This window comes from Kistimonas ophiarachnellae (assembly GCF_057552235.1).
On the sequence record NZ_BAAJPA010000002.1, the window covers coordinates 116500 to 135846 of the forward strand.

Sequence of the window (19347 nt, forward strand, 5' to 3'; positions counted from 1 at the left end):
GGCTTCGATGCATTTATTTTCGGGCATCATGCCACTTGGCTGTTTGGAATGACTATTAGTCTAGCGTTTGATGCTCAGGTGTGCGTTGCCACCAGGTATTCAGGTCAATGCCATAGCCGGGCAGGCGAGAGGGGTGTCTGACCCTGGATTGATAGGCAATATGCCAGTCAGGCATATAAAACAGCGGCACGACCTGGTACTGCCACAGCACGGCGCGATCCATGGCATTCAGGCGGCTTTTCAATTCAGCGCGACTGCTGGCTTCGGGGATGCTGGCACAAAGGGCGTCCACGGAAGGGTTGCTGAGAGCGCCCAGGTTCAGGCTTCCTGGTATATCCACGACATTGCTGTGCCAGAAATTGCATTGCTCGGTGCCAGGCGATGGCGTATGCCGGAAGGTATGGACAATCAAATCGTAGTCATATTGCCGGATGCGGTTCAGGTAGAGCGCACTGTCCAGGGTTCTGATGTTCAGTTGGATGCCGGCTTCCGCCAGACGTTTGCGCTGTCCCTGGAATAAACGTTCTAATTCCGGCTGATGAAGAAGTAATTCCAGCTTGATAGGCTGACCGGTTTTGTTCCTCAGCTGGTTTTTATCGAAAGAATAACCTGCTGTCCGCAATAGATGGTGTGCCTGTTGCAGTCGTTGTCGGCTGGTCAGCGAGGCGGGTGCGGGGTGCCAGGGGATTGTATACAGTGCGGTGGGTAAAATGTTGTTATAGGGAGCCAGCAGTGCTTTTTCTTCTGCCCCGGGCAGTTGTGGCATGGACAGGTCTGTACCGGCAAACAGGCTCAGAGCCCGGTTAAACTCGTCCTGTAGCAGGTGATTGATCATCCAGTCCGGTTCCAGCAGCCAGGTTATGGCCTCGCGAAGACTGCGATCTTTGAGTAACGGTTTGCGGGCATTGAATACCAGCGAGAGTGTCTGGGGATTCAGGTTGCGATGTTTTTCACGAATAATCTTTCCGCTTTGAAGGGCTTTCTGATTGTATCCCTCTAGCCAGTGTCGTGGGTTGTCTTCGATACGGACATCAATGCTGCCATTATTGAAGGCTTCCAGTGCGACGGTCTGGTCACGGTAGTAATCAACGCGAATTCGGTCGAAGTTATACCGCCCGCGATTAAAGGGGTGGTCATTGGCCCAGTAGTCCCTGACTCGTTCATAGACGACATAGCGCCCGGGCTGGAAATCGGCGATCCGGTATGGACCACTGCCTATCGGTGGCTGCAGGTCGCTGTGGGAGAAATCGCGCTGGCGCCACCAGTGGGAGGCGAGTATCGGCATTTGCCCGAGGATAAAGGGGAGCTCCCTGTTCTTACTGGTTTTAAAGGTGAAAAGCACCCGGTTGGATGCTGTGGCTGTCACCGAGTCAACGTCGGCATAAAACTGTCGCCAGAAGGGTGAGCCCTTCTCTAGAAGGGTATTGAAGCTGAAGACAACGTCTGTTGCGGTGATAGGTTTTCCATCTTGAAAGCGCGCGTCAGGATGAATTTGAAAGGCAACCCAGCGGTTATCATCTGGCCGTTCAATGTGGCTGACGATCACACCGTACTTGCTGAGGGGTTCGTCGACAGTCCGGCTGAGCAGGGTGTCATGAAGGAAGAGGCTTCCATACGCATCCTTGCCCTTGAGAATGTAGGGGTTAAAACTGTCGAATGTACCTGTCGCATGGAGGTGCAGGGTGCCACCCTTGGGGGCTTCAGGATTAACGTAATCAAGGTTCGCATAGCCGGCAGGGTATTTCACATTGCCATGGAGCGCGATGCCATGGCTTATCAACGTCTCTGCTGAAAGCGATGGTATGAATAGCATCGTTAAGCAACAGATGACAAGGTATGACCCTTTTAGCAGCGTTTCTCGATGCATATTAATCCCGCTCGTGTGCCGTTTGCTGAGGGCGGGCTGTCTGTTCCCACCAGTTGGCAAAACTGAATCCATATAATGGCGCGGTCGCCGGATAACGAAGCCTGGACTGATGAGCAATTCGCAGAATAGGGCTATGCCACCCGGGAATGACGTAGTGCCGCCACAGAATCACCCGGTCAATAGCCCGGGCATATTGGCTGAGAGATTCAATCCCCTGGGCAGACTGTAAACCGCTGAGTAAATGATCAATCACGGGATCCTGGATGCCGGCAAAGTTCATACTGCCGGGTTGATTCGCTGTTGAGGAATGGAAAAAATCCATAGCCTCTGGACCTGGCAGCATACGTTGTGGAATGGGGAAGTGAATCATGTCGAAGTCAAAATCCTTCAAGCGCTGGCGGTACTGGCTGCCATCCAGGGTTCTGACGGTTGCCTGTATACCAATAGCGGAAAGATGTTTGACGAAATGCTGTGTAATGCGTTCCAGACCTTGCGAAGGATGGATGATCTCAAACTTCAGCGGGATCCCTTTATCATTGATCATGCGATGATTCTGATAATGCCAGCCTGCTTGTTCTAATAGTTTTAGTGCCTGATGTTTTGCCTGGTGCTGGTTTGTTATCTCGCTGTTAATCGGCGGAGGCTCCGAGAATAATCTGGTGGGGAGTTGATGGCGAAAGGGGGCAAGCAGCTTTTGTTCGTGGGTATCCGGTCTGTCCCATTTCTGGTTTTGAAGGAATGGGAACATGCTCTGGTTCAGTTGATAGCGCTGATAAAACAACACCCGGTTAATCAGGTTGAAATCAAACAACAGGCTCACGGCCGCTCGGGTGGACTCATAGTTGAAAGGCCGACGACGAGTATTGAAAAAGAATGCCCTGAGTCCCCCGGGGCTAAACAGAGGGAGTTCCAGCTTTTTTACGGTGCCGTTATGGATGGCGGGATAGTCATAAGCGTTTTGCCAGTTTTTGGAAACCATTTCGAAATAAACATCAAAGGCGCCGGATTTGAAATGCTCAAAAGCGACATTGATATCGCGATAGAAGTCTATGATTATTCGATCAAAATTATACTTTCCCCGGTTGATCGGAAGATCTCGCCCCCAATAGTCAGCAATACGCTCGAACACCAGTTGTTTACCGGGAATAATGTGCGTGATGCGGTAAGGGCCTGAGTTGAGGTGAGGGATTAACGGATCTTCTGTTTGCAGCGGATTGTCCAGGCCGTTCTTGGTGAGGGCTGCTTTTGAGAAAACGGGCAGCTCGGCCAGCGTGTAAAGTTGTGTGCAGTGATTCGCTGCCTGAAATTCAAACCGGATTTCATCGTTGTTGGTCACTTCAGCGTGCTTAATGTTTTGATAAGCCAGTTTAAAGCGCGGGTGCCCCCACTGTTGTAATGCTTGAAGTGAAAACAGAACATCCCCGGGTGTAACGGGGCTGCCATCATGGAACTTTGCTTCCGGTCTGATCCGGAATGCTACCCAGGCACAGTCGCTGGGGTAGCGGATGGATTCTGCGAGCAAACCATAGGCAGCCTGTTTTTCATCAGCAGAGAGTTGGAAGGCGTGGCTGCCGGTCATCAGCGTTTCATTGAGTTCACTGACCCCCAGTAACGAGAAACCGGGTAATGCGGATGGCGTATTGCCTTTGAAAATATAAGGGTTGAGTGAGTCGAAGGTGCCATAGGCCTGCAGTCGCAGGGTGCCGCCTTTTGGGGCGTCGGGATTGACCGTTTCCAGATGCGTAAAGTCTGGCGGATATTTCAGCGGTTCGTGAAGAGACAGCCCATGCGAGTGGACGATATCTGCCTGCACGCCCCCGATTCCCACGGTCAGGATGGCGAAAAAGAGGATAAAAGCGGGTCGCACTGGCTGGAATGTCCCCTGCTATATGGACGTTTATCCAACTATAGCAGGGGTGATGAAGCAGACTGTTTCAGTGTCAGTTAGTACTGGTCACATCCACATAGAGGGTTAACTGCTGGCCAGGCTTAAGGTATTTGCCCGGCAGAGTGTTCCATTGTTTGATCTGATTCACCCTGACGTTGAAGCGCCCGGCAATCAAAGAAAGGTTATCGCCGTTTCGGACCTGGTAGTTGACCTTACGGATAATGCCGGAGTTCCCTTTGCCGGGTTCCGTCCAGATAACCAGTTTCTGACCTGCACGCAACGTGTCGGTGGGAGCCATGCTGTTCCATTTGGCCAGGGCCCGGACATTGACGTCATACTCTTTGGCGATCAACCAGAAGCTGTCGCCCTGTTTCACCTGATATTGCATTTTCTGTCGACCGCTGACAGAGCGGCTCTGTCGGGCCAGTTTCCGTTGCTCTGCACTGAGTGCGTAAGCTTCGCTGTCCTCCGAAGGTACCGGGATCAGCAGTGCTTTACCTGCAACGATGGTATTGCTTTTCAGATTGTTGACTTCCTTGATCAGGTCAACGGACGTCTGGTAGCGCTTGGAGATCGTCAGCAGACTGTCGCCGGAACGAATGGTGTAACGCTGCCATTGCAGGCGACGTTCTGCAGGCAGGCTGGCCAGTACCTGGCGGAAATGATCAGCCTTATCGACGGGCACCAGCAGGTGGTGCGGGCCATCGGGATCGGTCGCCCAGCGGTTGAACGCCGGGTTCAGGCGATACAGTTCATCAATGTCAATCTTCGCCAGCGTGGCGGCGCGGGCCAGATCAATCTGTTGTCCGGTTTCAACAACATCAAAGTAAGGTTTGTTCGCAACACTGTTCACTGTGATGTTATGGGTATCTGAATCGCGGATAATTTTTGAGATTGCGATCAGGCGGGGGACATATGCGGTGGTTTCCCGGGGCAGGTTCAGTGACCAGAAATCGGTCGGTTTGCCTTTTTTGCGATTTTTCCGAATGGCGGAAGCTACGGTGCCTCGACCTGCGTTGTAAGCGGCCAGCGCGAGTTCCCAATCGTTAAACTCTTCGTGAAGTTCCTGGAGATAATCCAGTGCAGCATCCGTTGACGCCAGGATGTCACGGCGTCCGTCATACCACCAGTTTTGCTTCAAACCATAATGGCGTCCGGTTGAAGGAATGAACTGCCAGAGGCCCGCAGCCCGGCCGTGGGAGTAAGCAAAGGGATCGTAGGCGCTTTCCACGACCGGCAGCAACGCCATTTCCATGGGCATATTGCGTTCCTGTACCTCTCCAACGATGTGATAGAGATAAGGGGAGGCTCGATTGATGACACGGTCAAAGTAGCCTTGGTGACGACGGAAGTAGTGCAGTTCTGCACGGATTCTTGGGTCATCCTGGTCAAGGTTCAGGGCAAGACCGGGGATAATACGATCCCAGAGGTTGGTAATCACCACTGGTTTTGGGGCTGCAGGTGTTTCCGCTTGCCCGGTTTGGTCACCGGCAGCTTGTACTGAACTTGTGCCAGCAGAAGACTGAGCAGATTCAGGTGCCTGTTGTAGTGGGGAGGTTTGACATCCTGCCAGCAGACTGAGAGCCAGAACCGCGCCCGCTACCGGGCTGATCCGGCTTAAGGCGCGTGAGGGGGATTTCGTTCGATTCGCTTCTTGCATTGGGTACCGTGATTGTTGTTGTGCGTCAATAGGGGCGCTGGGATTGGTCGACGCGCACCAGAGAATGACTGTAGTTTCTCATAACAGTATATCCCTGGTAATCAGAAACTGTCTTTCCAGCGACGTATTGCTGCAAAAGTGTCCGTATCGTTTGTCATGGGTCGGCCTGAAAACTGCTCCGCAGCGGCTTTGACGGTTGCCTGATCGGCACGAAGGAAAGGGTTGGTCGCCCGTTCTGTGGCCATATCTGATGGCACTGAGGGTTCACCTTGTTGTCGCAGTGCTTCTGTTGCTCTCAGGCGTTGCTGGAGTTCTGCGTTGCCAGCTTCAACCGCTTGAGCAAAACGAAGATTCGCCAGTGTGTATTCATGGGCGCAGTAAACCAGGGTGGCGTCTGGTAGTGCTGACAGCTTGGTCAGTGACGCCAGCATTTGTTCGGCAGTACCTTCAAAGAGCCGCCCACAGCCGCCGGCAAAGAGTGTGTCGCCGCAAAACAGAATCGGTGCCTGCTGTTCAGGTTCGCCGTAATACGCAATATGGCCGGCTGTATGCCCCGGCGTTTCGATAACCCGGAATATACAGCTATGGAGCAACAGCGTATCGTTCTCATGCAGGGGATGGGTCAGGCCCGGTATGTTTTCACTGGCCGGACCGTAAACGGGGACATCGTGGTGCTTGAGCAGCGTCCGTATGCCACCGGTGTGGTCACCATGATGATGGGTGATCAGTATTCCCGCCAGTTCCAGATTGTTGTCGCGGCAGGCTTTGAGTACGATGTCACCATCACCTGGATCAACGACATGGCAGAGGTTGCTGTCTGGATCAGTCAGCAGCCAAATATAATTGTCATTGAAGGCCGGCAGGCCGGTTACGTTGATCATGGGCGTCTGGTGTACTCTGAAACCGGGATTACTGGCATCCTATCGGTTTGCCGGTTGACTTCCAATAGTAACGGATACCGAATGTTCGGACATAGTTCGTCAAAAAAGACCGGAACATTTGCCGACCAGCTGCCTCTGGCGAGGGAATGGCTGGCCACGGGAAGGGGAAGCTACCTCCTGGCATCTGAAGAACGCATGCTGCAGGCCATGTTGCCGCGTATTTTTGGCCATCATGCAGCGATGCTGGGTATCTGCCCTGACAGTAAACTGCTTGACTACAGTCAGGTCGTACACGGGACGATGCTGACACCGCTGGTTGAAGCACCTTCCGAGTCAGTGATTCGATTTGACGTGAACGAGTGGCCGATACAGCCAAGGAGCATGGACCTGGTGCTGTTACACCATGCCCTGGAGTTTTCAGAAAAGCCTCACCGGGTGCTTCGTGAAGCCTGTCGAACTATTGTGCCGGGCGGCAAGCTGGTGGTTGTGGGATTTAATCCCTTCAGTCTTTGGGGGATATACCGCCTGTTCGGTATGGGTGCTAACAGCATTATGCGACGTGCGCGTTATTTCCATCATCGGCGTATCGAAGACTGGCTGACACTGCTGAATTTCAGTCGCTGCCATCTGCACTATGGCGGTCATCTTTATCCATTTTGCTCCCATCTCAAGCCCAGCCATCAGTCCTGGCTGCAGAGCCATGCGGGTCTCAGGAAGCTGCCAACCGGCGGATTTTATATGCTGGTGGCCACAAAGGACCGGGCGGGCATGACCCGCTATCATTCACGCTGGCAGGCGTCGCGAAAGCGCCTGCTGGGGGCGTCTTATGCCCGAAATACCGCATCCCGGGATGCAACGTAACACGAGGGAGTTTACCAAGAGTGTCTGACGCTTCAGATAATCGTTCAGCAAAGGTGGTTGAAATATTCACTGATGGCGCCTGTAGCGGCAATCCCGGTCCGGGCGGCTGGGGCGTTTTGTTGCGCTATGGTGACACAGAAAAGACGCTTTACGGTGGTGAAACCCAAACCACCAATAATCGTATGGAACTCATGGCTGCCATTGAGGGGTTAGCTGCCTTGAAGCGCCCCTGTCAGGTTCGGCTGACCACGGATTCCCAATATGTCCGGAAGGGGATCACGGAGTGGATGAAGGGTTGGAAACGTAACAATTGGCGTACTGCCTCCAAGCAGCCCGTCAAGAATGTGGATTTATGGCAGCGTCTGGACAGTGAGGCCGCCCGTCACCAGGTGGAGTGGTGCTGGATCAAGGGGCACAGTGGCCACAGAGAAAATGAGATTGCCGATGAGCTGGCACGTCGCGGCATTCCGAAAGCAGGAGATAAATGATGTCAAGACTGGTCGTGCTTGATACGGAAACCACCGGTCTGGAACCTTCGCAGGGACACCGGATCATCGAAATTGGCTGTGTGGAAGTCGTTGGCCGAAAGTTAACCGGTAACCATTACCACGTCTACATCAATCCCGACCGGGAAGTGGATGCGGGTGCGATGGAGGTACACGGTATCACCAACGAATTCCTGGCCGACAAACCCCGTTTTCATCAGATTGCCGAGGAATTCCTGGCCTTTGTAAAAGGTGCAGAGCTGGTTATCCATAATGCCCCGTTCGATGTGGGCTTTATCAACCATGAATTCGGGATGCTCAAGCCGTCGCCGGGGCAGATCGAAACCTATTGCAAGATCACCGACAGCCTGGTGTATGCCCGCAAGAAACACCCGGGGCAGAAAAACAGCCTGGATGCGTTGTGCAAGCGGTATGGCGTAGATAACTCTTCCCGAACGCTGCACGGCGCTCTGCTGGATGCTGAAATTCTGGCTGATGTTTACCTTTACATGACGGGCGGCCAAACCAGCCTGTCGCTTGGCGCCCTGTCGGATTCGGAAGAAGAAGGGGATGATTCGACAATCCGGCGTCTGGCGATGGATCGCCCCTCTTTGCCTGTCGTCATGGCAACCGACGACGAACTCCGTCTTCATGAGGAAAAACTGGCTGAAATCAGCAAAAACAGCGGTGGAAACTGTCTCTGGCAAACAGTCCAGTAATACAACGGTTGGCACCTGGGTCGCACTGATATTTCAATCAAGCCCTTGGTGATCATGACCCTTGGGCAAAAAAGTATGGATATCTGGCTAAAGGATTAGCCAATCGTTAAAGCCCGAAAAACTTCTCCTCTTGTGACGCTCTCTGAATGAAAAACCATGCTTGAGCGGTTCATTAATGTAGGCATATGAGGTTAATTGGCAGTGGCAAGTGGAAAATTGCCACTGCCGGGTTTGCTTATGGCGTCAGTAGCCAGGTTGTGCAGGCAAGGCCTGAAATGGTGAGAACAATCGTATAGGGCAAAGCCATCCATACCATGCGGCTGTAAGACAAGCCAATCAGCGGTGCAAGCGGAGATGTCAGCAGAAACAGGAAGGCAGCCTGCCCATTGGGTGTGGCAACGCTTGGCAGATTGGTACCGGCATTGATCGCAATGGCCAGTTTCTCAAACATCTCTCGTGTCAGCAGGCCATTATCAAAGGCGGCGCGGGTTTCCTCAATGTAAATGGTTGCGACAAAAACGTTGTCGCTGATGGACGACAAAATGCCATTGGCGGCAAACATCATACTGGTCTGTAGTTCTTCAGGCAGGCTGTGAACCCAGGCAATCAGTGGACTGAACAGGTGTTGTTCGTGCAGCATCGCCACTATCCCGAAAAAAACCACCAAAAGAGCAGTGAAGGGCATGCCGTCTCGAAATGCCTCGGCCAGCTGTTCCTCCCGGTTATTGCCGTTGAGTGAGGTGGTTAAGACAATGATCATCAAACCGATGAGGCCAATTTCTGCCACGTGCAATGCCAGCGCGATAATCAATAGAACGGCCGACAGTGCCTGTATGGACAGGGTGAGTTTATCGGTGTCACGGCTTCCGGTCAGTTCTTCCAGGGAGACACTGTGAAGACAGGTTCTTACGGAAGTGGGCATTTTTATGCCGTAACCGAATCGGGCATAGCGCTCCAGAAAAAGGCAGGTGGCCAGCCCCAATACAAAAACGGGCAGGGAGACCGGTGCAATCTTGACCAGGAACGTGATGAAATCCCAGTCCATCTTTTCGCCTATCAGCAGATTCTGGGGCTCCCCGATCAGTGTGAAAACGCCGCCTAATGCTGTGCCGACCGCACTATGCATCATCAACCCGCATAAAAACGCCCGGAACTGTTGGAAATCGGAATCGCTGATGTTGTCTATCTGTTTGGCGCGATTGATCAGGCCATGAAAGCCGGTTGCAACAGTAATCACCACGGCGGTAACCGTCAGTGCATCAAGAAAGGCGGATAGAACGGCGGCAGAGGTTGTGAACGCGAGTGCCAGCATAGCCTGGCTGCGAGTGCCTGTCAGGATTTTGCTGAAAACCACCATCAACAGGTCTCGCAGGAAATGGATTGCCGTGACCATGAAAATCAGCAATAGCAACACCGGCAAATTGTTCAGAACCTCACGGTAGAGATTGTCGGGTGTGGCCAGACCAAGTACCAGTGCCTCAATCAACAACAAACCGCCGGGTTGCAGGGGGAAGGCCTCCAGGGCCATGGCCAGGGTGAAGATGAATTCGCCCAGTATCAGCCAGGCACACATCTGTCCGCCAGCGATAAGGTGAACGAAGGGGTTGATCACAAGGAAAAGGACGAGGGTTTTTTTATACCAGACGGGACTATCACCAAGAAAACGATGCCCAAGGCCGGGCCATACTGCAGCAGTCATAAGTATGGTTTTTCCGTGATATCAGTGGAATAGGAGTGCTTGAGCTTGGCACGTCCTTTTGATTGTTCAATATGGGAATGCCTGTTTTTGACGGATAGCCGGAAAGTGTGAGGCCATTAACTGAATACCCGCGCCACCCTGTTACGGTAGGGAAAGCCTTGATATAGTGGGCGCGTTCTTCCCACCCGACCCAGAAAAAACGGGAGATGCAGGATGTCCGATTATAAAACCTTCGAGGTGGAACAGATTGATAAGGTGGCCCATGTCAGGCTGAACCGGCCAGACAAGGCGAACGCCATGAGTGAAGATGTCTGGCGGGAAATTAATGCGATTTTTGCCTGGGCAGACACTGAGCCCTCTGTCCGTGCCGTCGTCTTCAGCGCGAATGGCAAGCATTTCTGTTCAGGGATTGATCTTGCCATGATGGCGGGCCTGGGAGCCTCGCTGGGCAAGGAGGTCGGACGTAATGCGCGCCTGTTGCGTCAAAAAATCATTGAACTTCAAAATGCATTGAGTGCGATTGAACGCTGCAGCAAACCGGTGCTGGCGGCCATACAGGGGTGCTGTTATGGCGGTGGTATTGATCTGGTCGCAGCTTGCGATATGCGCTACTGCACGGAAGATGCCCGCTTCTGTATCAAGGAAGTGGATATTGGTATGGCGGCGGATGTCGGAACCTTGCAACGTCTTCCCTATGTCATCGGTGATGGCCTGATGCGTGAACTGGCTTATACCGGCCGGGTCATGGACAGCGATGAAGCCCGCAGGGCGGGACTTGTGAATGCAGTGTATTCCGATCATGGCAGCCTGGTGGATGCAGTGCTGGAGAAAGCCCAACTGATCGCGGCCAAATCGCCCATTGCTGTGCAGGGCACCAAGGAAATGCTGATTTACACCCGTGATCACTCGGTTGAGGAAGGGTTGAATTACGTGGCCTCCTGGAATGCCGCCATGCTGCAATCCGATGATCTCAAAAAGGCCATCATGGCGCAGATGACCAAACAATCCCCTGTCTTTGATGATTGAGGCATACGGCGACAAGGAGTAAGGCCATGGCGGGAGTCAACGCACTGCATCCGTTGCGTGACGAACTGGATGCTACATTTCGGCACGCGGTTCAATCGCTTGAGCATTTCGCTGAATCCGCTGACCAGGGCGCATCGTTACAGGCGTGTATTGATGACCTTCAACAGATCGGCGGTATTCTGACACTGATTGAACTCAATGGTGCAGAGCTCCTGGTGACAGAACTGACGGAGCTTGCGTTGACGCTGACACCTGGCAGCATCACCGTAACTGATGAACGCCTGGATAGCCTGGGGCGCGGACTGTTTATCCTGGAGCGCTACCTGGATTACGTCGTGACCCGGCGCGATGAGCTGCCGGAACTGCTACTGCCAGAAATCAACCGGGTCAGGAAAGCTCGCGGAGAAGCCGCATTACCGGAAAGCTGGTTTTTTTCTGTTCGGCTCGATGTAAAGCCTGAAAACGCTGAATCGCTTGTAAAACCGCTTGAATGCAGCGCTTCACCCCTGCGCCGTTTGAGGCAGATGTATCAGGTAGGGCTGGTGGGCATGCTGTCTCAGGATAAGCCGTATGCAGGCGTCAAGCTGATGCAGCGCAGTATGTTGCATCTTCACCGGTTATCGCAGGAAGAAGCCGTTTCTGAACTATTTCTGGTCGCAGCCGCCTGCCTCGAAGCCATCGCTGATGTTGAGATGGCGCTGACGCCGAATCGCAGGATTCTCTTTTCCCGCCTCGATCAGCAGATACGGCGGCTGCAGCTGCATGCCGGTCAGCATGTCCTTGATATTCCGCGGTTACATCAGAAGGAGTTACTGTATTTGCTGGCGCTGGCAGATAGCCGTGGTGACCTGGCTTTGGGGGTGCGTAAGCGTTACAGGCTGACTGCGCTTCCGTTCAATGACGCCTCGCTGAATAATGCGCGTCAGGTTATGTCCGGGCCGGATAATGGCGTGTTTCAGTCACTGTCTGAGGCATTGGGCGAGGAACTGGCGTCGGTCAAGGATACCCTGGACCTGCTCGAACGCGGCGCGGGGCAGGATCCGGACTTTGGTGATTTGCAGCACAATATCGCCCGCCTGAGTAAAACCCTGTCGATGACGGGGTTGCATTCAGCGGCCAATACACTGCAACGGCAACAGCCGCTGGTTCGGAAGTGGCATGAAATCGGGACTGTTGGCGCTTCAGGGGAGTTGGAGTCTGTTGCTGAGGCGGTATTGTATGTCGAAACCATGGTCAGTGCGTTGAATTCCAGTGTTGGCAGGCTACCCATTGAGCCAGTGGATTCAGGGCGGAACCTTTCTGATCAGCATGTCACCGAAAGACACCTTCAGGAAGCCAGTACCGTCGTACAGTCTGAAGCTGTTGCAGGTATTACGCTCGCCAAGCGTTCAGTGACAGCCTATCTTGAGTCAGATTACGACAAGATCCATCTGGAGAGTTTGCCGCGTTCGCTGACCGCGATTGCCGGTGGGCTCTATTTCCTGGGTGAGGATCGTTGTTCGGGCATTCTTCAGTATTGTTCGCAGTTTATTCGGGAGCATATTATGGAACAGGAATCCATCCCGTCAGATCGGGTCATGGAAGTGTTTGCGGATGTGCTTTCCAGTCTGGAGTTTTACCTGGAATCCCTTGATATCCCGGCGGCAACGTCGGTAGATGCACTGAAGCTGGCAGAAAACGGTCTTGATGAACTGGGGTGTCACGTTGCAGCCTGAATTAGCCTCCCGTAATAGTCTGGAATGTCTGGATCGGCGCAAGCTGAATTTACATCATAGCCTGCCTTCTTATGCCATTGTGTTTGCTGGAAGAGCGTTATTACTCAATGAGCAAGGCTCAATGTACTGGCCATGTGATGCTGACGGTTTACCCCATCGCTTTTCAGATGAAACCGTTGAGCAGCATTTTGTTTTGGGGCGTGATTCTCAAGCGGTTTATCATGCATTAGAGCTGGCTGATGCGTCACCTGAAATTGTCCGTGAAAACCTTCGCAGTGCAATGGGTCAGGTGGCTGAGACGGATAATGAGCCATTAGCAATGGCGGCATCATTATTAAACTGGGGGCGAAAGACACAATTCTGTTCAACCTGCGGAGGGGGGCTGAAAGCCATTCCGCAGGAGCGTTACAAGGCTTGTGCGGGGTGTCAGTCACATGTTTATCCGCCGGTTTCTCCCTGCGTTATCGTGCTCATCAGCAAAGGGGATGAGGTGTTGCTCGCGCGCTCCCCGCGTCATAAACCGGGCATGTTTACACTGTTGGCTGGATTTGTAGAACCAGGGGAAACCGTTGAGCAGGCACTGAAGCGGGAGGTCTATGAAGAGTCTGGCGTCAAGGTGAAGAATCTCCGTTATATCAGCAGCCAGCCCTGGCCTTTTGCCCATAACCTGATGCTTGGGTATCACGCTGAGTACGAAGCGGGTGACCTGGTGCTGGACAGGGATGAATTAGAGGATGGTGGCTGGTTTCATATTGATCAGTTGCCTGAGTTGCCTCCTGTATTCACGCTTTCCAGGCAGCTGATTGAACGTCATATTGCCAGCAAAAAGGGTATTGAGTAGCAACGGCGGAATGGAGAGACTGGCTCTCCGCTCACGGTTTGATTGTCTGTTAACTGGGCAATAACAAGATGGGTTAGAACCAGTGTTTGATGACCAGATGGATTGAGATCGCTATCACCACAAGAATAAAAACAGGTTTGATAAAGCGGCTGCCCAATCGAACGGCGGAATGAGCGCCCAGCAGGGAGCCTGCCATCAATGAGATGCCTAACCCGATGCCCAGCATCCAGTTGACGTGGCCCAGCAAGGCAAAGGTCAGCAGAGAAATAATGTTGCTGATGAAGTTCATTGCCCGTGCGGCACCGGAGGCCAGTAGCAGGTTCAAACCATGGAAGCTCATATTGCTGACGGCCCAGAAAGAGCCGGTGCCCGGCCCGGCAAATCCGTCGTAGAAGCCAATAAACAGCCCCTGCAATGACTGTATGATACGGTTGGGTTGAACATGGGGTTTTTCGACCGCATCCTCTTTTTTGTCGGATTTATGCAGTAGCATGTAAACGCCGTTGGCAAAAACGGCTAGCGGCAGCAACCGGTTGAGCCAGTCCGTAGAGACAAGATCCACGCTGAAGGTGCCGATGGCTGCGCCGATGGCTGTGGCACATGCTGCCAGGATCCAGAATCGGGGGCGGAAAATACCTTTTCTGTAAAAGGTGAGAGAGGCCATAAAACTGCCAAAACTGGCGGATAATTTATTGGTGCCCAGGCTGATATGGGGAGGGATGCCGGCAGATAGCAGTGCCGGGATCATGAGGAGTCCTCCACCGCCGGCGATGGCATCCACAAAACCGGCAAGAAAAGCGACCATGGATAAGACGGCGAAGAGTCCCGGGTCCATTGAAAGTTCTAGCATGGTGATCTCAGGGTAGATTAAGTGCCTAAACAGGATGCCAATATTTTGCCGAAGCCCCTGTCATTGTGGTGGACAATCCGGTGATTGACAGGTAGCACCTGATAAGGTGGGCTGAAATTTCAGAAAACGTGAACGGGGATAGACAATACCATGGTCATTGCCGTGATGACATTGATCGTAGTCTTATTGGCGCTGGTTCTGCTCGGGCTGGCAGGGCGTCTGTTGATTGATATGCGATGGCTGAAAGGGTGGCTGAAAGGGTCCCTGGGGTTGTTACTGTTGTCAGCCAGTGCCGGAATCCTGATGGTTGGCTGGGATCTGTGGCATTACCACACATTACAGAATGAGACGGTTGTTGCCACTGTCAGCTTTACCGAAACGGCGCCACAGCAATACGAGATGACGTTGACTGGCGGAAAATCCACGAAGTTGACGGTGCCTGTCCATGGCGATCTGTGGCGGGCAGAGTTTACTGTGGTCAGTGTGGCATCGGGCATGGCTGATGGGCTGCCGGTTAAGCCGATTTACCGGTTGCAGGCTATTCAGAGCCGATACTTAACGCTTGAGCAGGAACAGGAACAGGGGAGTCAGCGAATATCGCTTCATCAACCTTACCGGGGCATCGACAGCTGGCCAGTCCTGTTCTGGTTCCAGGATCGGATCAGCGCATTACAGGTACAGGAAAAACTGACAACCTATATGCCGATGGTTGATGGTGTCATTTTTAATGTGTTGCTTTCTGCGGATGGTGTCAGGGTTGAACCTGTAAATGACGCCGCCAGGGTTATGACTGAAAAGCTTAAATAGGCTGGAGGAAAGATCTTTCCGGGAAGGCTCTGTTAGTGACAACAAGGTAACCTGGCTTCAGGTTACCTTGTTGAACGGTGATGCTTAGTTAGGGAACAGTTCGCTCAGCTTGGTTGCCAGCATCATGTCGCCTTCTGCACGCAGTTTGCCCATCATGAAGGCCTGCATGCCGTCCACTTCACCGGTCATGATACCGATCATGGTTTCGGTATCCATGATCAGGGTGACGTTAGGATCGTCGTTGGCACCTTCGACAATCTCAAGACCACCGTCCTTGATCAGCAGGTGATAGGTGTCGCCATCTTCAATGTCAAACTGGAATACGAGGTCAAGACCGGCCGCGGCATCGGAATTGAACTTGTCTTTCATCTGCTCGAATACTTCAGTGATAGTGGCCATTGTCATGTCCCTTATTGCTTTGTGCTGTGGTGCGTAAAAAAGAGTAACCCAACATAATAGGCTGCGATGAGGTTATTGGTATTCACCGAGGGTGTCAATAAAAAATCATACACTTGTTTGAATCCTGTATAGGTGAATAACACGGCGGGTTGGTGGTGTTTGCAGTATGGCATGTCAAAAGCATTTCGATAGCGCGGGGCTATGGTTTATCCTATTGGCACTTTATCGGTGTGATCACTTTATTGACTCAGGAGAGATGCATTGGAGTTTCTTGCAGAACTTGGATTGTTTCTGGCCAAGGCGGTCATTCTGGTAGGCAGTATTCTGTTGATTATCAGTGCAGTTGCGTCCCTGGGACAGAAAGGACGAAAAGAGGGAAAAGGGCACCTGGATATTCGTCATCTCAATGATGATATCAAGGACATGAAAACCGCCCTCGAAGAGGCTGTTCTTGATAAGCAGGTGTTAAAACAACAGCATAAGTTACTGAAAAAAGAGGAAAAGGCGCGCAAGAAGCAGGCGGTTGAAACGCCTGGAAAGCGGTTGTATGTACTGGATTTCCATGGCGACATCCGTGCCTCTGCCGTTACACACTTTCGTCAGGAAATTACCGCTGTGCTGAGTCTTGCCCGCCAGGAAGATGAAGTGCTGGTCAGGCTGGAAAGTACGGGCGGGATGGTGCATGCCTATGGATTGGCTTCCTCTCAGCTGCAGCGCATCAAGCAGCAGGGGATTCCTCTCACGATTGCGGTTGATAAAGTAGCTGCCAGCGGGGGCTACATGATGGCCTGTCTGGCGGACCGCCTGTTGGCGGCTCCTTTTGCTGTGCTGGGTTCTATTGGTGTTATGGCTCAGCTGCCAAATATCCATAGGCTGCTGAAAAAGCACAACGTTGATGTTGAGCTGCATACGGCCGGTGAATTCAAACGTACTCTCACTGTGATGGGAGAGAACACGGAAAAGGGACGCTCCAAATTTATTCAGGATCTGGAGGATACTCATGTGCTGTTCAAGGAATATGTCGTTGAGCAGCGGCCGGTTGTCAATATAGAAGAAGCCGCCACCGGTGAGATCTGGTACGGCAAACGGGCGCTGGACCGACAGCTGGTCGATGAGCTGAAGACCAGTGATGAATATATCTGCGATGCGGTTAATGCAGGCACCCAGGTTTACCAGGTCACCTGGAGCCAGAAAAAATCCCTGCCGGAAAAGTTGGGCTTCAGTGCGCAGCAGGCCCTGGAACAAACCGCGCTTTCCTGGTGGGATCGTCTGACTGCCAGCCGTTTTTTTTCATAGCGCCGAATTTTTGTAGGTAGATGTGCAATGACAACATTCAAGGCCCTGTGGGTTGACAAGAAAGCGAATGAAAGCGTCTATTCCCTGTCGCTTATTGATCGCGATGTTGATGCCTTGCCCGGAGGGGATGTGCTGGTTCAGGTGCAGTATTCTTCCCTGAACTTCAAGGATGCCCTGTCGGCGAAAGGGAACAAGGCGGTGACCCGCCAGTATCCCCATACACCGGGTATTGATGCGGCAGGTATTGTCGAGCAGTCCCGCGACAGTCGTTTCCAGCCGGGTGACCGGGTCATTGTTACGGGTTATGACCTTGGTATGAATACGCCCGGAGGCTTTGGCGGTTATATCCGGGTGCCGGGTAACTGGGTGATTCCCTGTCCGGAGCCATTGTCTCTTCGTGACAGTATGGTCTTCGGTACGGCAGGCCTGACGGCGGCCCTGTGCGTTGAAAAGTTGTTACAGATGGGGCTGGCGCCTGACCAGGGAGACGTCTTCGTCAGCGGTGCGACCGGTGGTGTTGGCAGTTTGAGTGTGGCCATCCTGGCCAGGCTGGGTTTCTCTGTTGCGGCCAGCACCGGTAAGCTGGAGCGGGCTGATTATCTCACCGAGCTCGGTGCCAGCAAGGTGATTGACCGGGAAACGATTGCGGATGGATCAGAGCGTCCGCTGCTGTCGGAATCATGGGCTGGCGCCATTGATACCGTGGGCGGTGATATTCTGTTCAATATCATCAAGTCGTTGAAATACGGTGGCAGTGTCGCCTGCTGCGGATTGGTGTCTTCGCCCAGTTTCCAGGCTACCGTGTTTCCCTTTATCCTCCGTGGCGTGAATCTTCTGGGCGTGGACTCTGTCGAGCTTCCCCGCGAGAAAAAAGAGGCCATCTGGCACTTGCTGGCGGGACAATGGCAGCCCGATAACCTGGAGAAAATGACCACTGAAGTGTGCCTGGCAGAGCTGCCGGAATACATAGAGAGCATTTTCAAGGGTAAGCAGGTTGGCCGGGTCGTGGTTAATTTGCAGGACATCTAAGCGATCGATGAAAAAGAAAAGGCCGGTTTTCCCGGCCTTTTTTATTGTGGTACGGGTCTTAATCCCGGCGCAGTTTGTCGGAGATGGCAATCGGGGATTCGTAAGTAAAGACAACGATATAAGACGAGATCAGCAGGGTAAGGATCGCGGTTGCCTGGATGGTGTGCGAGGCAATGCTGTCAATAATGGCATGGCTTGAGGCGACGCTGGCAATCAGAATGGAAAATTCACTGTTCTGGCCCAGTCGGGCGCCCACTTCCCAGGCCGTACTGCGCTTTTCGCTGACTTTCCGCAGAAAATAGCGGAAGACGGGCGGTTTCATCAGCAGGCAAATGGCTGAAAGTGCCAGCATTGGCATAAAGACATCATCCAGCAGGGAAAGGTCAAAGCTGGCGCCGGTTGAGAAGAAAAAGAGAATCAGGAAGAAATCACGCAGTGGCTTCAGGTTGATGGCGATATATTGGGAAATCGGGCTGGTGGCCATGCTGATGCCGGCAATGAATGCGCCTATTTCAGCGGACAGGCCAATGGCCTGGGCCAGTTCCGCCATGCCCAGGCACCAGCCGATCGTCAGCAAAAAAAGGTATTCATGGTAGCGGTCAAAACGTGCCATCAATGGCAGGATGATGAATTTAACGCTGAGAAAGCTCCCAATCACCAGCAGTGGCAATATTCCCAAAGGTATGAACAGGGTGGCGTAACCCTCACTGATATTGTCGCCATTTTGAAGCAGCAACAGCAGCAGTATGGCCAGTAAGTCCTGCAACAGCAGCAGGCTTATCAATAACTCTCCTGTGTGTTTATGGTGCAGCACTGTTGTAGGCAGCAGCTTGATGCCGATGATGGTGCTGGAAAAGGTCATGGTGGCGCCAATAATCAGGCTTTCCAGCTGGGAAAAACCAAATGCCAGGGCGCAGGTGTAGCCTGCCGCTGCAAAGACCAGTGAGGTCATCACGCCGACAATGGCGGTTTTGCGCAGCATATGAATGAGGTGTGTCGGCTGCATATCCAGTCCGAGCAGGAAAAGCAGGAAAATGATGCCGGCGTGGGAAATATCGTTGAGCAGTTTGGTGTCAGAGATCATCTCCACACCGTAAGGGCCGAGAATGGCGCCCAGCAAAATGTAACCGACAATCAGGGGTTGACGGGTATAAAGAATGACCGTGGACAGTGCGGCCGCACCCGTAAAGATGAGAAAAAATGAAAAGACCAGAGAACCCGAATCCATGTCCATGTCTGCGTTCTTTTTGTCGAGAGTATAAACGCCCGGTGCCTGTCCGGTACAGGCTGTAGCGCTGACTCCGAGCTGATCTCCTGAGGTCCC

General features: G+C 52.9%; 17 protein-coding genes. 9 read left to right on the forward strand and 8 right to left on the reverse strand.

What is annotated here, in order from left to right:
- Nucleotides 1-55 precede the first annotated feature (55 nt).
- The 4 genes from AC27K1_RS02770 to gloB form a co-directional block, all read right to left on the reverse strand.
- Nucleotides 56-1813, reverse strand: a complete 1758-nt coding sequence (locus tag AC27K1_RS02770) for an extracellular solute-binding protein (protein ID WP_487148142.1) — start codon at nt 1811-1813, stop codon at nt 56-58.
- A 55-nt stretch (nt 1814-1868) separates the two neighbouring features.
- Nucleotides 1869-3734 carry an extracellular solute-binding protein gene (locus tag AC27K1_RS02775; protein WP_487148143.1) on the reverse strand — a complete coding sequence of 622 codons (1866 nt, stop codon included), beginning with the start codon at nt 3732-3734 and terminating at the stop codon, nt 1869-1871.
- Between the two features lie 73 nt (nt 3735-3807).
- Nucleotides 3808-5415: a lytic transglycosylase gene (locus tag AC27K1_RS02780; RefSeq protein WP_487148144.1), complete on the reverse strand. Its 1608-nt coding sequence runs from the start codon at nt 5413-5415 to the stop codon at nt 3808-3810.
- Between the two features lie 101 nt (nt 5416-5516).
- A complete protein-coding gene (gloB, locus tag AC27K1_RS02785; protein WP_487148146.1) occupies nt 5517-6296 on the reverse strand; it encodes a hydroxyacylglutathione hydrolase in 780 nt (259 codons plus the stop codon).
- Nucleotides 6297-6377: 81 nt separating this feature from the next.
- Between gloB and AC27K1_RS02790 the strand changes: the two genes are divergently transcribed.
- Genes AC27K1_RS02790 through dnaQ form a run of 3 tightly spaced genes read left to right on the forward strand, consistent with a single transcriptional unit; the run spans nt 6378 to nt 8361 of the window.
- Nucleotides 6378-7157, forward strand: coding sequence for a class I SAM-dependent methyltransferase (locus AC27K1_RS02790; protein WP_487148148.1), 780 nt, complete (start codon nt 6378-6380; stop codon nt 7155-7157).
- Nucleotides 7158-7177: 20 nt separating this feature from the next.
- Nucleotides 7178-7645 carry a ribonuclease HI gene (gene rnhA, locus AC27K1_RS02795; RefSeq protein WP_487148149.1) on the forward strand — a complete coding sequence of 156 codons (468 nt, stop codon included), beginning with the start codon at nt 7178-7180 and terminating at the stop codon, nt 7643-7645.
- Nucleotides 7645-8361 (forward strand): DNA polymerase III subunit epsilon, encoded by a 717-nt coding sequence (dnaQ, locus tag AC27K1_RS02800; RefSeq protein ID WP_487148491.1) that lies wholly within the window; start codon nt 7645-7647, stop codon nt 8359-8361. Before rnhA ends, dnaQ begins: the two co-directional genes overlap by 1 nt.
- A 235-nt stretch (nt 8362-8596) precedes the next feature.
- Here dnaQ and nhaB read toward each other — a convergent pair whose 3' ends face one another.
- Nucleotides 8597-10060, reverse strand: coding sequence for a sodium/proton antiporter NhaB (gene nhaB, locus AC27K1_RS02805; RefSeq protein ID WP_487148150.1), 1464 nt, complete (start codon nt 10058-10060; stop codon nt 8597-8599).
- A 213-nt stretch (nt 10061-10273) separates the two neighbouring features.
- On the opposite strand from nhaB, the gene AC27K1_RS02810 reads away from it, so the two are divergent.
- Genes AC27K1_RS02810 through nudC form a run of 3 tightly spaced genes read left to right on the forward strand, consistent with a single transcriptional unit; the run spans nt 10274 to nt 13642 of the window.
- Nucleotides 10274-11086, forward strand: coding sequence for a crotonase/enoyl-CoA hydratase family protein (locus AC27K1_RS02810; RefSeq protein ID WP_487148151.1), 813 nt, complete (start codon nt 10274-10276; stop codon nt 11084-11086).
- Nucleotides 11087-11112: 26 nt separating this feature from the next.
- A complete protein-coding gene (locus AC27K1_RS02815) occupies nt 11113-12801 on the forward strand; it encodes a FimL-related protein (RefSeq protein WP_487148152.1) in 1689 nt (562 codons plus the stop codon).
- Nucleotides 12773-13642: an NAD(+) diphosphatase gene (gene nudC, locus AC27K1_RS02820; protein WP_487148154.1), complete on the forward strand. Its 870-nt coding sequence runs from the start codon at nt 12773-12775 to the stop codon at nt 13640-13642. The genes AC27K1_RS02815 and nudC overlap by 29 nt, the downstream gene beginning before the upstream one ends.
- A gap of 73 nt (nt 13643-13715) precedes the next feature.
- On the opposite strand, the gene AC27K1_RS02825 is transcribed toward nudC, so the two are convergent.
- Nucleotides 13716-14492: a TSUP family transporter gene (locus AC27K1_RS02825; protein WP_487148155.1), complete on the reverse strand. Its 777-nt coding sequence runs from the start codon at nt 14490-14492 to the stop codon at nt 13716-13718.
- A 150-nt stretch (nt 14493-14642) separates the two neighbouring features.
- Between AC27K1_RS02825 and AC27K1_RS02830 the strand changes: the two genes are divergently transcribed.
- Nucleotides 14643-15299: a hypothetical protein gene (locus tag AC27K1_RS02830; protein ID WP_487148157.1), complete on the forward strand. Its 657-nt coding sequence runs from the start codon at nt 14643-14645 to the stop codon at nt 15297-15299.
- An 84-nt stretch (nt 15300-15383) separates the two neighbouring features.
- On the opposite strand, the gene AC27K1_RS02835 is transcribed toward AC27K1_RS02830, so the two are convergent.
- A complete protein-coding gene (locus tag AC27K1_RS02835) occupies nt 15384-15698 on the reverse strand; it encodes an SCP2 sterol-binding domain-containing protein (RefSeq protein WP_395178456.1) in 315 nt (104 codons plus the stop codon).
- Between the two features lie 261 nt (nt 15699-15959).
- Here AC27K1_RS02835 and sohB point away from each other — a divergent pair, with 261 nt between their 5' ends.
- Both sohB and AC27K1_RS02845 read left to right on the forward strand, forming a co-directional pair.
- Nucleotides 15960-16994, forward strand: coding sequence for a protease SohB (sohB, locus tag AC27K1_RS02840; protein ID WP_487148159.1), 1035 nt, complete (start codon nt 15960-15962; stop codon nt 16992-16994).
- Between the two features lie 27 nt (nt 16995-17021).
- Nucleotides 17022-18023, forward strand: a complete 1002-nt coding sequence (locus AC27K1_RS02845; protein WP_487148160.1) for a YhdH/YhfP family quinone oxidoreductase — start codon at nt 17022-17024, stop codon at nt 18021-18023.
- Nucleotides 18024-18081: 58 nt separating this feature from the next.
- On the opposite strand, the gene AC27K1_RS02850 is transcribed toward AC27K1_RS02845, so the two are convergent.
- The gene (locus tag AC27K1_RS02850; RefSeq protein WP_487148161.1) at nt 18082-19251 is read right to left on the reverse strand and encodes a cation:proton antiporter domain-containing protein; all 1170 of its coding nucleotides are present in this window, start codon (nt 19249-19251) and stop codon (nt 18082-18084) included.
- Nucleotides 19252-19347: the final 96 nt, after the last annotated feature.

Bases quoted from the DNA above. Each gene is read 5' to 3' on its own strand.
- AC27K1_RS02810 (WP_487148151.1), top strand. From the start codon at position 10,274: ATGTCCGATTATAAAACCTTCGAGGTGGAACAGATTGATAAGGTGGCC.
- nudC (WP_487148154.1), top strand. From the start codon at position 12,773: ATGAACTGGGGTGTCACGTTGCAGCCTGAATTAGCCTCCCGTAATAGT.
- AC27K1_RS02830 (WP_487148157.1), top strand. From the start codon at position 14,643: ATGGTCATTGCCGTGATGACATTGATCGTAGTCTTATTGGCGCTGGTT.
- AC27K1_RS02780 (WP_487148144.1), bottom strand. From the start codon at position 5,415: ATGCAAGAAGCGAATCGAACGAAATCCCCCTCACGCGCCTTAAGCCGG.
- gloB (WP_487148146.1), bottom strand. From the start codon at position 6,296: ATGATCAACGTAACCGGCCTGCCGGCCTTCAATGACAATTATATTTGG.
- AC27K1_RS02815 (WP_487148152.1), top strand. From the start codon at position 11,113: ATGGCGGGAGTCAACGCACTGCATCCGTTGCGTGACGAACTGGATGCT.
- AC27K1_RS02845 (WP_487148160.1), top strand. From the start codon at position 17,022: ATGACAACATTCAAGGCCCTGTGGGTTGACAAGAAAGCGAATGAAAGC.
- nhaB (WP_487148150.1), bottom strand. From the start codon at position 10,060: ATGACTGCTGCAGTATGGCCCGGCCTTGGGCATCGTTTTCTTGGTGAT.
- AC27K1_RS02850 (WP_487148161.1), bottom strand. From the start codon at position 19,251: ATGGATTCGGGTTCTCTGGTCTTTTCATTTTTTCTCATCTTTACGGGT.
- AC27K1_RS02825 (WP_487148155.1), bottom strand. From the start codon at position 14,492: ATGCTAGAACTTTCAATGGACCCGGGACTCTTCGCCGTCTTATCCATG.
- dnaQ (WP_487148491.1), top strand. From the start codon at position 7,645: ATGTCAAGACTGGTCGTGCTTGATACGGAAACCACCGGTCTGGAACCT.
- AC27K1_RS02770 (WP_487148142.1), bottom strand. From the start codon at position 1,813: ATGCTATTCATACCATCGCTTTCAGCAGAGACGTTGATAAGCCATGGC.
- AC27K1_RS02790 (WP_487148148.1), top strand. From the start codon at position 6,378: ATGTTCGGACATAGTTCGTCAAAAAAGACCGGAACATTTGCCGACCAG.
- AC27K1_RS02835 (WP_395178456.1), bottom strand. From the start codon at position 15,698: ATGGCCACTATCACTGAAGTATTCGAGCAGATGAAAGACAAGTTCAAT.